This window comes from Halobacillus dabanensis, from assembly GCF_900114165.1.
Classification (GTDB): domain Bacteria; phylum Bacillota; class Bacilli; order Bacillales; family Halobacillaceae; genus Halobacillus; species Halobacillus dabanensis.
Window position 1 is genome coordinate 292,466 of sequence record NZ_FOSB01000002.1, and the last position, 14,332, is coordinate 306,797.

Here is a 14,332-nt window from a genome sequence, read left to right on the forward strand (position 1 = left end):
CCTCTCCCTTCCTTAGAAGGCAGCGATCGTGCCATCTGTTCTGGATTCCGTACCTCCATATAATGTCCCGGTAGCACGTTCCGCCAAATGATAAAGTTCACTACCGTTAATGTTTGCCACCGTGGCTACCGACACATCTACCTAATTGCCACTGCACCTTTTATTTTTATTTTTGGCATCTAGATCTAGGAACAGTTGTCTATATGGAAATTTAATATACTCTATTTAGTTTACATTATAATTTGACATTCTTAAATTACAACGACAATATGTAATGATTCTTTAATTAGTAAATTCACCTCAAACATCACCAAAATCTTTAATTACCTCTCACATTTGCAGAAAGGGGGAACTCGGAGAATGTACTTCCTTCACCTACCTGCGATGGAGCGTACTTTCCATCTTTAAATGATACTTCTTCAACCATGATTTTTCCTCTACAAGCTTAAACGACTCTACTTTCTTATTCTGATAAAATAATAGAAAAGAAAAACATAAAGGAGCCTCGCTTATGGAACTAACCGCACAACTCGGTCAAGAAATCATTGATAGATTAACAAGATACATTGATGTCCCAATCAACCTTATGGACCCTCACGCGAAGATTGTCGCAAGCACAAACTCGGACCGCATAAATCAATCCCATGGGGGTGCTCAATATGTGATTGAAAAATTAACACCGTTGCGCTTTTCCTCCGAAGAAGCAACTCGATATGTAAATACGAAACCAGGAGTGAACTTACCGATATTTCACCGCGGTGAGTTGGCGGGGGTCGTCGGTTTGACGGGAGAGCCGGATGAAGTTTTTCAAGCAGCTGGTATGACCCAAGGATCTGTGGAAATCGCTCTGGAACAGTTATATATTCAAAAGCAAGCCTTTTATCAAGAAAGACAATGGAATTACTGGTTTCATCGATTGATATCCAACGAAAATGTTCTTGGGGAAGAATTGGAAAAAGAGGCGTTTTACACTTTACAAGCAGATGTAAAAAAGACTTGGCAAGTGCTTGTCTTCCAGGTAAAGTCCCCGTATGAACACAGCGACTCCATACGACAAAAAATCAAGAAAAGAGGATACCCCCTTTTCGTCCTTCCCTACAAGGAAAATTTCATTGTAGCTGCGATACCATTTGAAAATAAGCCTCTTATGCTTGATTTCAATGGGAAAGTAGGTGTTGGAGAACCTGGTTACACCGTAACTGGGATTCGAAAATCTTTCTACCAAGCGATGCAAGCAATTGAAATCGATCGCGCCCAAAATCCCATCGTTTATAGTGCTTCTTTAAAAATGGAACGCCTGCTTTCGCATATAGACCGTGGTACATATGAGGATGTTACTCTTCCTTATGCAAACCGACTACACCAATTAGAAGAGTCCTATTCCCACACACTTCGTACCTTTTTTAAGAATAACTTAAAAATGAATCAAACTGCGGCTGAACTTCACATTCACCGCAATACTTTAATTTATCGTTTAGAACAAATTTATAAAAAAGTAGGATTGGATGCACGCAATTTTAAAGATGCAGTGATCCTGCAAGCTATTTTGATACGCCACTAAATTGTGCATTTGCACAAGAATGCGCTTTCAAAATTCTGATATATTGTAAATTTCATCAATTGTTTCTTTAGCCAAATTCCTTTTGAATAAGAGTAAGCCTATATTGAAGGAGGGGAATATTTTGAAAATTGTATTGGCTCCTGATTCTTATAAAGGGAGTTTGTCGTCAATCAAAGTTTCGGAAATCATGAAAAAAGCCATTCAAACAGTTGATGACAAAATTGAAATAACGATGAAACCGATGGCTGACGGTGGAGAGGGGACGCTAGAAGCCTTTTCTAAAGCCGCATCTCACGAAAAAGTAGAATTCAGGTGTACAGGTCCACTCGGTGAAGAAAGACAAAGTTGGTATATAAAATTGAATGAAGATCAGGCCGTCATTGAGGGTGCTGTCATCTCCGGCTTACCCCTCGTCCCTGAGTCAAAGCGCAACCCTGATCATACTACAAGTTTTGGAATTGGAGAAGCGATTCTTCATGCACTCGAGCAAGGTTATAGAGACCTCTTGATCGCGATAGGAGGAAGCTCTACCAATGACGGTGGACTTGGGATGCTTCAGGCATTAGGAATGAAAGCTTATGATTTTCAAGGAAAAGAAGTAAACATTTTCGGAAAAGATGTAGCCACTATTCAGGATATTGATTTTTCCACCTTGGACCCCCGCCTTGAGACAGCAACTATTCGAGTTGCCTCTGATGTCGATAACCCTTTGACAGGACCAAAAGGAGCAAGTCATATCTACGGCCCGCAAAAAGGAGCGACAGTAGAGCAAATCACAAATTATGATTGGGCCCTGGCTGCCTATGGAGACTTGGTTGAAAAAGCTTGCGGTAAGACGATTGCAAATTTGCCTGGCGCAGGTGCAGCTGGAGGGCTAGGCTTTGCTTTTCTCGCTATCGGTGGGCGTCTTGAGTCCGGTGCCAAGCTTGTAGGAGAAGCAATCCAATTGCCTGAAGCAATCCGTGATGCAGACCTTGTCATTACAGGGGAAGGCCAAAGTGATGAACAGACAATGTATGGAAAAGCACCTGGATATGTCTCCGAAGTTGCGAATTATTACAAAAAGCCTGTCATCCTTTTATCAGGAAGTCTAGGTGCCGGTTATGAGAGCCTCGACCAGGTGTTTACCAGTTGCTTTTCTACTGTTCCTGCCCCGACTTCATTAGAAAATTGCCTGGAGAACGCGGAAGCAAACCTATATCAAACAACAAAACAAATCGTTAAATTAATTGATTCATAATAAAGGAGTGGAACTATGGAAGGGCTCGGTCTTGTACTTATTATTGTTTTAGGCGTTTTATTCGTGATCATAGCCACCGCAAAGTTTAATCTACACCCATTTCTTTCTCTGCTCATCTCCGCCTTTGCAATCGGAATACTATCTGGCATGCCACTTGGCGATGTGGTAACAGCTGTCAATGATGGTTTTGGGGGCTTGATGGGTGGAATAGGGCTTGTAATTGTATTCGGTACAATCATTGGTGTCATTCTAGAAAAATCAGGAGCCGCTTTACGAATGGCAGAAGTAGTTTTAAAGATGGTAGGCGAAAAACGTCCCCAACTTGCCATGAGTGCAATTGGAAGTATTGTTAGTATTCCCGTTTTCTGTGATTCTGGATATGTAATCTTATCCTCCCTTAAGAAAGCGCTCGCAAATAAAACAAAAGTAACGGTAGCCTCCATGGCTATTGCCTTATCAACAGGATTATTCGCCACGCACACCTTAGTCCCGCCAACTCCAGGGCCAATTGCAGCTGCTGGTAATATTGGTGCACAAAACTACCTCGGAACGGTCATCTTATTCGGTATCATCGTAGCCATTCCAACGATTCTCATCGGCTACCTTTGGGCTGTGAAAGCAGGAGCGAAAATTCATATTGATAGCAGTGAGGATGATCATCTTTATGATTATGATGAAGTGGTCAGCAGTTTCGGCGACATGCCCTCTGCAGCTAAATCTTTCGCCCCCATCATCGCCCCGATTATATTGATTGGATTCAGTTCTGTCATCACATTCGCTGGATGGGAAGGTGCGCTTTTCTCCTTTTTCCTTTTCTTAGGTTCACCTGTTGTCGCTCTTCTTGTGGGAGTATTGTTCGCTTTCTTCCTTTTACCTAAATATGATGAGGAAACACTCACCGAATGGGTCGGATATGGAATAAAAGAAGCCGCTCCTATTCTTCTGATCACCGGTGCCGGAGGAGCTTTCGGTTCTGTTATCAGTTCCACAAACATCGCCGATTTGATCAAAGGTATTGCAGGTAACGAAGTAGCAATCGGTGCACTATTTATTTTCATTCCATTTATTATTGCAGCCGCTTTAAAAAGTGCACAGGGATCTTCTACAGCAGCTATCGTCATTACCTCAACCCTGATAGCACCTCTTCTTTCCCAAATAGGAATTGAAGGTGCCGTGCCATTAGCCCTTGTCGTCATGGCTGTCGGAGCGGGTGCCATGGTCGTATCACACGTTAATGATAGCTATTTCTGGGTCGTTAAAGAATTCAGCGGCATGTCCATCACTCAAGCCTACAAAGCACAAACGATGGGAACATTGCTACAAGGTCTTACGGCGATTATTGTAACCTCCATTTTATGGTTCATCTTGGTTTAAAAAAGTACAGGCTATCTCTTTTAAGGGACAGCCTGTACCTTTTTTTATGACTACAAACTGAGATTCATCAATATGTAAAGTAACCCACTATCCAGCCCCATCCTAACTCTCGCCATTTGCTTAAACCTTCCTTACCATACAATTAATAGAACAATAATCCCCCAAATAGGAAGCGAAAAGACACTTGCCCAAAAAAGCCCCTCAAAAAAATTACCTTCCTCCTCTTCCATACCATCACCTCTTTGCTCACAGTATGGCCACACATATAGAGTAAATTACTTCTTCCGTACTATTTCACATAAATAGACAAGTATTTCCCAGGTAATAATGGATTCGCCATTTCTATACAAAAACATCATCCGAAGAACCGCTTCCCGTAGCCTAACTATCATTCCATCTTGTAATCGATTCTTCCACTCAACCTCTCATAGAAAAGGAAAAATAAAAAAAGCTACTCTAGAAAGAGCAGCTTAAGAATTATATTCTTGGATCATCTTACGTACATCCTTTACTTCCTGATCAGAGACTTCCAAGTACCAGATTCCATCAATCTTCGTACCATTTCCTGTCATCTGGTAAGTAGAAAGGTTCTCTCTAGCGCCACTATAATTTTTCGCTAAATCCTGCATTGTAGCAAAATCCATATTTGTAGAAACATTCTTGCCTAACACGTCCATGACATTTCCGAGCTTATTGATTGAACCGACGTTCATCCCTTTATCGACAATCCCTTGGATGACTTTCCGTTGCCGTTCATTTCGCCCGATATCCCCTTTAGGATCATCATAGCGCATGCGCACGTAACCAAGCGCTTCCTCACCGTCCATGGTCAGTTCCCCTTTTTTATATTGGAAACCATTTTTCCCTACCCATTCCATATCATTCTGGATGGTGATTCCACCGACGACATCGACCATTTCTTCTAACCCTTCCATATTGACTTGAACATAATAATCCAGTTCAATATCAAGGAAGTTTTCAACCGTTTGAATCGACATGTCAGCACCACCGAATGCATAAGCATGGTTGATTTTATCGAGCTTTCCTGCTTGCGATGAATCCCCAACCATCTTCGTCCGTGTATCACGTGGAATACTGATGATTTGGCTTCTGTTATTATCAGGGTCAATAGACAAGACCATCAAAGCATCGGAACGGCCCGAGTCTCCGGCCCTTTCATCTACTCCTAGCAATAACACGTTAAGCGGTTCACGCTTTTCCCGTTTTTTCTCTGTCAATTCATGGTCGATGGATGATACTTCCTGATGCATCTTGGAATCTACTGTACTTTTCGCTCCACTATAAACAGAGTAAGCATACACCCCTGCTGGGACTAATAATAAAGCAAGTAATACAAGCGAAACCTTCCACCAGCGACCTTTTTTCTTCTTGTGTTTTTCTGTACGACTCATTTTCGTTTCACTCCACCTTTTTAGCAATCCACTTCTATTATATAATCCTATCACTAAGATTTCTAACCTTTTTTGATAAAGAATCGCTCTTTCCCCCTGGAATAAGCTGTTTGGAGACTCTCCTATGTATATTTGGCGCTCTTTTCTTATTGCATGAAAAGATACAGGGAGTTAAATATGCGTAGAACTTTAACATTAACGTGATTGTTAACACCCAGCAATCTTTATAATTAAAAAGAGTCAAGAGCGTACCACACCGCTCTCGACTCTATTGAAAATTCATTTCTCCTGCATAGCTGACTAAATTCCCAACAAAAACCTTTTTATTAAGACAGATAACCACAGTTCAGAGACAGAGACATATTGACTTACTTTACTGAATTGTTTCCTTCAGTTTTGTCCAACAATTTAATCGTACCTTCTACTGCTACTTCGGGGAACACACTTTCCTCAACCGCATTAATATCACTTATCGTGTACATTATTTTTCCTGAATTACTGTCTACAATAATTTCTTTCATGAGATAAGTAGATTTTTCAATGAAGATTTCTATAGTCTGATTTTCACCTGAAGTGGTCTCCTCTATTCCTGCAGCTGGCATCAGATCCTGGATCATGTTTCCGTCCTGAAGAGAAATAACATAACTACCCCCGTTATCCCTCATCTCAAACACTTGACTTCCTCCCAACATCTCATCTATTTCGTCATCATTTATATTTTTCAACTTATCAAAATGGCCCCCGGAGTTTGGTAGCATAACCCATTGACCTGCTGTGTTTATATACATCTGGTCGCCATTCATGTAGAATTCTATACCTTGATTTGATTCATTTTCTCCTGTAAGCGAAGACTTAGAATGGATCTTCGGCTCCTCTCCTAATAATACATTTACTTCTATCAATGGTTGTGTTTGTCCATTCCCCTTATTGTCCTGCATTTTCTCTCCTATAATACGAAAACCATTCACCTTGGTCATAGCTTCGATCGATTGTTTTAAAATCTCTTTTCCTTCTGACATTTCCTCCCGTGCTTCGACCTGTTTGTCTGCATCACTTCCTAAAAGCTTTTCTCCAAAGGAAGTCGTTTCACTTAAGGCTACCAAGGTAACAACACCACCGATGATTAATATACCTGTATACCATTTCTTCACAATTTCTTCTCCTTTCTACTCTATGCTATTTATATGATTCGTTTACTAATCTATTAAACCAGCTTTAACAATTAAACGGTGAGTCGGGTCCGGTACTGGGTCACAAGTGATTAGCGTTACCATGCTTCCCTCTCCTGATTGTTTCAGAACGGTTAAATTATCTGGAGTTACAAGCAATGAGTTTTGAACTTCATACTCGAATCTCCCCTCCGTCGTATGAAAAAAGATAGAATCCCCTTCTTTCACTTCATCCAATTTGTTAAAAAGTTTGCCATCGCTATAGCCCCTATGAGCAGCAAGTGCGGCATTACCATTATGGCCAATAGGAGCTGTCCCATTCATATGCCCCACCCCATATTTTAAATTGTAGTCACTTGCCCCCTGTAAAATAGGCAGTTTCAATTGAATCGTAGGAATCTCAATGGTTCCTATGATAGATCCGTCTTTCTCATCTTTGGTAAATATGGATTGGTTACCCTCTCCCGCCGCAAGAATGTCATTCACATCCTCTATTTGATCATTACTCTCAAAGGTTAAAGGTGGACTACTACCCCCTTCACCAGATTCAAACTGTTGAATATATTGATCCTTTTTATACGAAGCCCATTGATTTTCAACAAACGGATAACTAATCACCCCCAGACCAACAAGGATGATTCCTAATGCCAACCACTTCATTATTCATCACTCCTAAGAAAAAAGAGCAAAATCCTAAGACGATTCTGCTCCGACAACTGGTTGTTTCTTCCTAAAGAAACTCCGGATATAAAGGGAAACACCCAATGTTAATAATAATCCGCCCACAAGGTAATATAGGAGAGGAGAACCTTCTCCTGTCTGTGGGAGCATCCCACCTTCTGATGATCCTGTTGGTTGATCTGCCTGGCTCTGTGGAGAACCCTCTCCCTGATCAGGTGTTGACACTGGAGGTATATCACCTTCTGCAAAGAACGTAAAGCCCACTTCTGTTGCCAACCCTTGAAATTCATTCCCTGATTCGTATGGAAACTCCACCTTCAAAGTCATTTCATCGGCGTTTTTTGCTGCAAGCTTTCTTGCTGAAATCTTTTCAAAGTCTGATAGATGACCAGCAAATACTTGCTCACCTTCAATTTCCAGGATGAAGGTTAATTGGTTATACAATTTTTCTGATCCGCTTTTATGTGAGGAGGTCATTGTGTATTGGAGATTCTGAGTGCCATCGTTATTCAAAGCAAAGGAGCGGACTGCATAATCACCCGGCTTAAAGTTTTCGATATCAATGACTCGTTCGTGCGAGGTTGAAAGATCAATCTCCGAAGCATCTTCTAATGCCTTGGTTGACCCGATCGGTTGGAAGAGGACGAAGAGTAAAATACATATACTATAAATGCTGAAGAATTTAAGAAAGAGAGGGAGTTTTTTCATAATAGGATCTCCTTTAGTGTTAGTAAAGAAAAGGCGGGAGGAATCCCCCCCACCCTTTGAAACAACTTATCTAGCTTCTCCAGCTCCCTGCTTACCTTCAAATTTCCAAGTAAGCTCAAGGCCATCCCCTTGGAATTGGTTTTGATCCTGGTTATTTTCTACAAATTCGTATTGTACATAGAGAGTATCAGATGTTCCAGCTGCAAGGTTACCGCCTCTTTCGGCAAGCCAGCCACTAAATATATTACCTTCAATCACATCAGGACTCATCCCCTTCAAATCCGCTAGGGTAGTAGAGAATATAGGTGCATCTAACTTATCAGCATTCAGTAAGAAATTCACTCTAATGTGCTTACCCAAATCTTGAGAATTATCACCCTCAGCGTCACTAACAGAATAATCAGTATCTAGATTAATAGAAGCAATATCCAAAGATCCACCATTTACTAAGTCAAATGAACGAAGCATTGTATCCCCTGGCTTAAGATTCCCTACATCAATAACTGTTGTTGGATCCGCAGATAAATCTAATGTACCTGCAGCAAATGATCCGCTAGCCTCAGCTGTATCACTGAAGTAGGCAAACGTTCCTCCACCCACCAAAGACAATCCCAAAGCCGCTGATGCAACACCCAAACCTAATTTCTTTTTCAAACCCATGTAACTTCCTCCTTAAAATTTATGTTTTTTTATATTGAATCCTTGCTTATGTACAAGGAGTACAACCGTTAAGCCTTTGCAGATTCTTTCTCTTTGTTATCTTCAAGTTTGGAAATCTCTCTCCAGATGGAGATACATCCATAACCAAACAACCCAACTCCCGGAACGACTAGTAATAAAAGAGATCCTAGCTTGGAATTAGCAAAATCCATCACATAACCAATATAGGGAACCGTGAAATCCACATACTTACCAACGACATTGCTTGCTAACACTGGTTCCAGGTCAGCGCCATCATTGTTATCTCCCTTGGTGACATAGCTGGTATTTTCGCCTGATCCTTTAACCTCTATGATTCTGTGAGTGACGAGAACGCCTTCCTCACGGAGAAATGTAATAACATCGCCCTTTTTATACTGAGTTCCATCATCGGTAGGTTCTATCGCAACAATCGAACCTGTTTGGAACGTAGGTTCCATAGAACCGGAAAGGACAGTTTTTAATTGATATCCCATAAACGTGGATTCACCGCCAGAGATTTTAGAAACAGCCACTATGACTACCATGAAAATTAATATCCCATACAGTAGAAATGTCATGAGTGTACTCAATACATTTTTCATCATGAATCTCCTTCTTTAGATGTTTTAGTTTTCTTTTCTTTAGAAGTGTCTTGCCCTTGGCCTGAAGAGTTTCCTTCTTCTCCATCATTTTTTGAGGACTGATCTTTATTATTTTTTGTACTCTCCGCAGAGGAAGAGTGTTTTCCTTGCGAATCTTTTTTCTCTTCTGGCTCATCTACTTTCTTTTTATCTTTTGATTCATCTGTTCCTTTTTCTGATGTTTGTTCATTGCTGGAAGAGGACTTATCGTTACTTGATTTATCTTCTTTATTCTCCTCTTTACTTACTTGTTTATTTTCGGGACCGTCATCCTCTTTGCTTTCCTCTTTTTCTTCAGAAGAATCATCCGATGTTTCTTTCTGACTGTCCTGCTGCTCTCCTTGATCCTTTTTAGCTTTTTGCTCTTCTGCTTCTTTCTGTTCTTCTTTCTCTTTTTCAGCCTTCTCTTTTGCTTCCTTCAGTTTTTCTTCTTCCTCTTTTTCAGCCTTTTCTTTCGCTATCTTCTCTTTCTCCTCTTTTTCCAACTGCTTAATAATGGCTTGTAGAGAAGCGATTTCTTCTTCTATCTTTTTCTTCTCTTCTTTCATCGTCTGGTTATTCTTTTCTAACTGTTTTTTAGGAGACGTGAAGATTTCATTGATGGAAGCTTGAAAATCCTCCCAAATTGCTGTCCCTATGGCGGGAGAAGCATTCTGACCAAACTGATTGGTATTATAATAGAATAAAAGCTTTTCAATTTGTTTGTGATTCAACCCACTCTTGACCATTAGATCCTTTAATGTATCACCTGCTAATGGATATTGATCCTGTAAGCAAGAAGCTGTTGTCTGATCTGAAAGTTGAGCAATCCTTACAAATAATTTATAGATAGTATGGGCTCTCTCTTTAAGGTTTTCTTTTTCAATGTCCAGGCTTTTATCCAATTGCAAGCGATCGTTTTGTAATTTTTCCAGTTTCGTCAGTTTATCTTTCAGTAGTTTTTCTTCCTCCTTCAATTGTTGCAAGGAATATTCCGATAACCCTGCTATTCGCTCAAAAGAAGACGTATAACTAGTAACCTCTGGAATATTTTTCACTTCATTATTAAAGAGAAGAAGTTCTTCTTTCACGTCTGAGAACAGTTCATTTATATATCCGGGGAACACTTCACAAGCTTGTATTTGCGAGGTTGCCACATCCGAATCGTTAAATGCCCCTAACGTCTTACCAACAAATTGAGAACTTGTACCGACAATCAGTGAACTAATTGCAACACTGCATGTAATGTGTTTGGTCGTTTTCACCATCCGCGTTTTGCGCTGTCTTCTAAATTTATCCCTTCTTGGCTCCAGAGGATCTCCCCCCTTTTTCACAATCATTCGTTCTTGAAAATCAATTTTTGTTCTTTATTAAGAATACTGTAACCTGATTATAGTACCTAAGTTATTTTATGGAAAACTTTAAAAAGAACCATTATTCTTTATATAGAACAAAAAGTGTAGGTTAATCTTCGTATATCTCCATATAGCTTACAATTAATCAAAATTACACACTCCTATTTCTTATAAAGAACAAAAAAGCAATGCTTGAAAAAGTTAATCGGAATATCAGACTTTTTCAGATTCAAGTGAGATAAAAATAGTCCTATAAAATATCAAAATTCTTAAAGGGAGGGAGTGCAAATAGATTGGAAAAAGTCTTTTTTCCATTCCTTACTGTTTCTTTTAAAATAAAAAAAGAGCGCAAACCTCATCCGATGGAGGTTTGCGCTCTTATCTTGATTATCCGTTGATCCAATCTGTATGGAACGTGCCTTCTTTATCAATACGCTGATACGTGTGAGCACCGAAGTAGTCGCGTTGTGCTTGCAGCAAGTTCGCTGGAAGCTTTGCGGTACGGTAGCTGTCATAGTATGCCAGCGCACTGGAGAATGCCGGTACTGGTACGCCGTTTTGAATAGCTAGAGTGAGCGTTTCGCGAAGCTCTTTTTGATACGATGTTGCGATGTCCTGGAAGTATGGATCAAGCAACAGGTTCGTCAGGTTCTCTTCTTTGTCGTAAGCGTCTTTGATCTTCTGCAGGAACTGTGCGCGGATGATGCAGCCGCCGCGGAAGTTCATCGCGATATCGCCGTACTGCAGGTCCCAGCCTTTTTCTTCGGACTGTGCACGCATTTGTGCGAAGCCTTGGGCGTAGGAGCAGATTTTACTCATGTACAATGCTTTACGAAGGTTTTCGATTACTTCTTCTTTATTTCCGTCAAAAGTAACTTCTGGTCCTGTCAGGTATTGGCTTGCTTTCTCGCGCTCTTCTTTCATTGCAGAAAGGAAGCGGGAGAATACGGATTCTGTGATGATTGGAAGTGGCACGCCAAGGTCCAGGGCACTCTTACTTGTCCATTTTCCTGTTCCTTTTTGGCCTGCTGTATCAAGGATGACTTCAACAAGTGGTTTTCCTGTTTCTTCGTCCACTTTTGTGAAAATGTCTGCCGTAATCTCGATCAGGTAGCTATCCAGTTCGCCTTCATTCCACTCTTTGAACACTTCGTGCAGTTCTTGTGCGGAAAGGCCAAGGACGTTCTTCATGATGAAGTATGCTTCACAAATGAGCTGCATGTCGCCATACTCGATGCCGTTGTGCACCATTTTCACATAGTGGCCAGCACCACCGCGTCCCATGTAGGCTGCACAAGCTGCGCCTTCTACATTCGCTGCAATTGCGTCAAAAATCGGCTTCACTTCGGCATATGCTTCACTTGGTCCTCCTGGCATGATGGAAGGACCTTTACGTGCGCCTTCTTCTCCGCCAGAGAATCCAGTGCCTATGAAGTGGATGCCTTTTTCTTCTAAGTAAGCGGCACGGCGTTCTGTGTCTTCATAGTACGTGTTACCACCGTCGATCAGCATGTCGCCTTCTTCCAGATGTGGAACAAGACTTTCGATGACTTTGTCTGTCGTTTCCCCTGCTTTGACCATCATCAAAATTTTGCGTGGCTTTTCAAGGGAAGCGACGAATTCTTCTGCACTGTAAGCGCCAGAAATACCGCCACTGTTTTCTTCATTTCCTACTAGCTCATCTACACGGTCTGTCCAGTAATCATAGACAGATACAGTGTAATCATTGTCCTGGATATTAAGAGCAAGATTCGCCCCCATGACACCTAAACCGATAACTCCGATATTCTGCTTTTCCATTATCCGACCAAATCCTTTCCATTCTATCTAATAAAAATTTATTACCACCACGTATTGCCATCTTCATTCAAGAGCTTCTCAGCCGCTTCCGGCCCTTCGGATCCTGCTTGATAGCCGTGAAGAGGAAGGGCATCATTTTCGAACGCTTCTAAAATCGGCTGGATCCACTTCCAGGAAAGCTCGACTTCGTTCCAGTGCGCGAAATAGGTGGAGTGACCAAGCATGGCATCCCCCAACAAGTTCTCGTAGGCTTCCGGCTGAGCATCAAGGTTCTTGGTGAAGTTGATGTACGCCGGTTCGAATTTCTCGTTCGAATCATCTTTCAGGTTGATTCGTAAACCGACACTTTCGTTTGGATTAATTTCAATCATCAACAAGTTAGAAACCGCTCCTGCTGCATCTTCATCATCCTCGACTTCATTTTTGAATTCGATGATGATCTTTGTTGATTTCTTATTCATACGCTTCCCTGTACGGATGTAAAAAGGAATGCCTTTCCAGTAGTTGTTGTCGATGTACAAGCGAGCTGCGAAGTATGTGTCATTGTTGGAGTCTTCGGCTACGCCTTCCTCTTCCATGTACCCTGGAATGTGTTCGGCATTGATTTCTCCCGCTTCGTACTGACCACGGACGACATGCTTGGAAATCTCATCTGTTTCGACTGGTCGCAATGATTCCATGATCGCCTTCTTCTTCTCTTCAATCTGTTTCGGCGTCAATTTTTCCGGATGGTGAAGAGCTGTCATCATGACTAATTGCAACAGGTGGTTCTGCACCATATCGCGAATTGCTCCAGCTTTATCATAATAGCCGGCTCTAGTACCGACGCCCACTGTTTCACTCGCCGTAATCTGAACGTTGGCTATCTGTTGATGATTCCAAAGAGAACTCAAAATAGGATTCGGACGGATCAATGATTCAAGGTTCTGAACCATCGGTTTTCCAAGATAGTGGTCAATGCGGAAGATTTCTTCCTCCTGGAAAACTTTCGTCAGTTCATCATTCAAGTGTCTCGCTGAATGCAAGTCGCTTCCGAAAGGCTTTTCTACAATCAGACGCTTCCAGCCATCCGTATCTGTAATGCCGCTCTCATGAAGCGATGCGGTAATCGGCTCCACCAATTTAGGTGCGACAGACATATAGAACAACCGATTCTCTGGAATAGAAAGCTCGCTTTCACGCTCTTCGATGAATGCCTTCAAACCTTTATAGGATTCTTCTTTCATTGCATCAAAAATAAAGTAACGGAAGACTTCGAGAAACGCTTCCAGATTGGATGTGTCGACATCTCTTCTAGAGAAGGTTTCCAGTGATTCCTTGATGATATTATGAAAATCTTCCTTCGTATAAGGTCTGCGTCCCAATCCTACGACAGAGAGAGAGTTCGGCATTTTCCCTTCAAGATATAGGTTATAGAGGGCAGGGTAGATTTTCCGTTTTGCTAAATCCCCGCTGGCTCCGAATAAAACAAAGGTCATGTCGTCCATTCTTTCTACGGTATCGATTCCATGACTTGTCATGTGTTGTTGACTCATTTTCGTGACTACCTCCTGTACTTTTACGCTTTTTCCAGTATAAAACATGACCACCAAATATGTAAGTAAACAGGCTTATATCCAGGTCACGGTTTATTGTTTGCTTCATGGTTCAGATTTATAAATGGCTAAGTTCCCATGAAAATTATTTTACTGAAAATTCGTCTATTTTTAAAGAGGCTGCAGGAGACACATA

The 14,332-nt window shown here is 41.3% G+C and carries 13 protein-coding genes; 3 read left to right on the forward strand and 10 right to left on the reverse strand.

The features are described 5' to 3' along the window. Positions 1–12: 12 nt before the first annotated feature. Positions 13–135 carry a hypothetical protein gene (locus BMZ58_RS21580; protein ID WP_279626117.1) on the reverse strand — a complete coding sequence of 41 codons (123 nt, stop codon included), beginning with the start codon at positions 133–135 and terminating at the stop codon, positions 13–15. Positions 136–511: 376 nt separating this feature from the next. Here BMZ58_RS21580 and BMZ58_RS04650 point away from each other — a divergent pair, with 376 nt between their 5' ends. The 3 genes from BMZ58_RS04650 to BMZ58_RS04660 all read left to right on the forward strand — a co-directional run bounded on the left by BMZ58_RS04650 (position 512) and on the right by BMZ58_RS04660 (position 4,175). Next, a complete protein-coding gene (locus BMZ58_RS04650) occupies positions 512–1,561 on the forward strand; it encodes a CdaR family transcriptional regulator (protein ID WP_075035395.1) in 1,050 nt (349 codons plus the stop codon). A gap of 121 nt (positions 1,562–1,682) precedes the next feature. Next, a complete protein-coding gene (locus tag BMZ58_RS04655) occupies positions 1,683–2,801 on the forward strand; it encodes a glycerate kinase (protein ID WP_075035396.1) in 1,119 nt (372 codons plus the stop codon). A 15-nt stretch (positions 2,802–2,816) separates the two neighbouring features. Beyond that, positions 2,817–4,175 carry a GntP family permease gene (locus BMZ58_RS04660; RefSeq protein ID WP_075035397.1) on the forward strand — a complete coding sequence of 453 codons (1,359 nt, stop codon included), beginning with the start codon at positions 2,817–2,819 and terminating at the stop codon, positions 4,173–4,175. A 470-nt stretch (positions 4,176–4,645) separates the two neighbouring features. On the opposite strand, the gene BMZ58_RS04665 is transcribed toward BMZ58_RS04660, so the two are convergent. The 9 genes from BMZ58_RS04665 to zwf form a co-directional block, all read right to left on the reverse strand. Beyond that, a complete protein-coding gene (locus BMZ58_RS04665) occupies positions 4,646–5,587 on the reverse strand; it encodes an LCP family glycopolymer transferase (RefSeq protein ID WP_075035398.1) in 942 nt (313 codons plus the stop codon). A gap of 368 nt (positions 5,588–5,955) precedes the next feature. Then, positions 5,956–6,738, reverse strand: a complete 783-nt coding sequence (locus BMZ58_RS04670; RefSeq protein WP_075035399.1) for a DUF6612 family protein — start codon at positions 6,736–6,738, stop codon at positions 5,956–5,958. A 45-nt stretch (positions 6,739–6,783) separates the two neighbouring features. Continuing rightward, positions 6,784–7,416 carry a class D sortase gene (locus tag BMZ58_RS04675; protein WP_075035400.1) on the reverse strand — a complete coding sequence of 211 codons (633 nt, stop codon included), beginning with the start codon at positions 7,414–7,416 and terminating at the stop codon, positions 6,784–6,786. A 33-nt stretch (positions 7,417–7,449) separates the two neighbouring features. After that, positions 7,450–8,145, reverse strand: a complete 696-nt coding sequence (locus BMZ58_RS04680) for a TasA family protein (RefSeq protein WP_075035401.1) — start codon at positions 8,143–8,145, stop codon at positions 7,450–7,452. Positions 8,146–8,211: 66 nt separating this feature from the next. Then, on the reverse strand, positions 8,212–8,805 hold the full coding sequence (locus tag BMZ58_RS04685; RefSeq protein WP_075035402.1) for a CalY family protein: 594 nt from the start codon (positions 8,803–8,805) through the stop codon (positions 8,212–8,214). 68 nt (positions 8,806–8,873) lie between these two features. Beyond that, on the reverse strand, positions 8,874–9,431 hold the full coding sequence (gene sipW, locus BMZ58_RS04690) for a signal peptidase I SipW (RefSeq protein ID WP_425268642.1): 558 nt from the start codon (positions 9,429–9,431) through the stop codon (positions 8,874–8,876). Next, positions 9,428–10,714: a hypothetical protein gene (locus BMZ58_RS04695; RefSeq protein WP_075035404.1), complete on the reverse strand. Its 1,287-nt coding sequence runs from the start codon at positions 10,712–10,714 to the stop codon at positions 9,428–9,430. The genes sipW and BMZ58_RS04695 overlap by 4 nt, the downstream gene beginning before the upstream one ends. A 474-nt stretch (positions 10,715–11,188) precedes the next feature. Continuing rightward, a complete protein-coding gene (gene gndA / locus BMZ58_RS04700) occupies positions 11,189–12,601 on the reverse strand; it encodes an NADP-dependent phosphogluconate dehydrogenase (protein ID WP_075035405.1) in 1,413 nt (470 codons plus the stop codon). Positions 12,602–12,642: 41 nt separating this feature from the next. Further along, complete coding sequence (zwf, locus tag BMZ58_RS04705) at positions 12,643–14,088, reverse strand: glucose-6-phosphate dehydrogenase (protein ID WP_075035626.1); 1,446 nt, start codon at positions 14,086–14,088, stop codon at positions 12,643–12,645. Positions 14,089–14,332 lie beyond the last annotated feature (244 nt).

Coding starts and splice junctions, on each gene's coding strand:
- sipW (WP_425268642.1), bottom strand. CDS start 9,431: ATGATGAAAAATGTATTGAGTACACTCATGACATTTCTACTGTATGGG.
- BMZ58_RS04675 (WP_075035400.1), bottom strand. CDS start 7,416: ATGAAGTGGTTGGCATTAGGAATCATCCTTGTTGGTCTGGGGGTGATT.
- zwf (WP_075035626.1), bottom strand. CDS start 14,088: ATGGACGACATGACCTTTGTTTTATTCGGAGCCAGCGGGGATTTAGCA.
- BMZ58_RS04685 (WP_075035402.1), bottom strand. CDS start 8,805: ATGGGTTTGAAAAAGAAATTAGGTTTGGGTGTTGCATCAGCGGCTTTG.
- gndA (WP_075035405.1), bottom strand. CDS start 12,601: ATGGAAAAGCAGAATATCGGAGTTATCGGTTTAGGTGTCATGGGGGCG.
- BMZ58_RS04665 (WP_075035398.1), bottom strand. CDS start 5,587: ATGAGTCGTACAGAAAAACACAAGAAGAAAAAAGGTCGCTGGTGGAAG.
- BMZ58_RS04695 (WP_075035404.1), bottom strand. CDS start 10,714: ATGGTGAAAACGACCAAACACATTACATGCAGTGTTGCAATTAGTTCA.
- BMZ58_RS04650 (WP_075035395.1), top strand. CDS start 512: ATGGAACTAACCGCACAACTCGGTCAAGAAATCATTGATAGATTAACA.
- BMZ58_RS04660 (WP_075035397.1), top strand. CDS start 2,817: ATGGAAGGGCTCGGTCTTGTACTTATTATTGTTTTAGGCGTTTTATTC.
- BMZ58_RS04680 (WP_075035401.1), bottom strand. CDS start 8,145: ATGAAAAAACTCCCTCTCTTTCTTAAATTCTTCAGCATTTATAGTATA.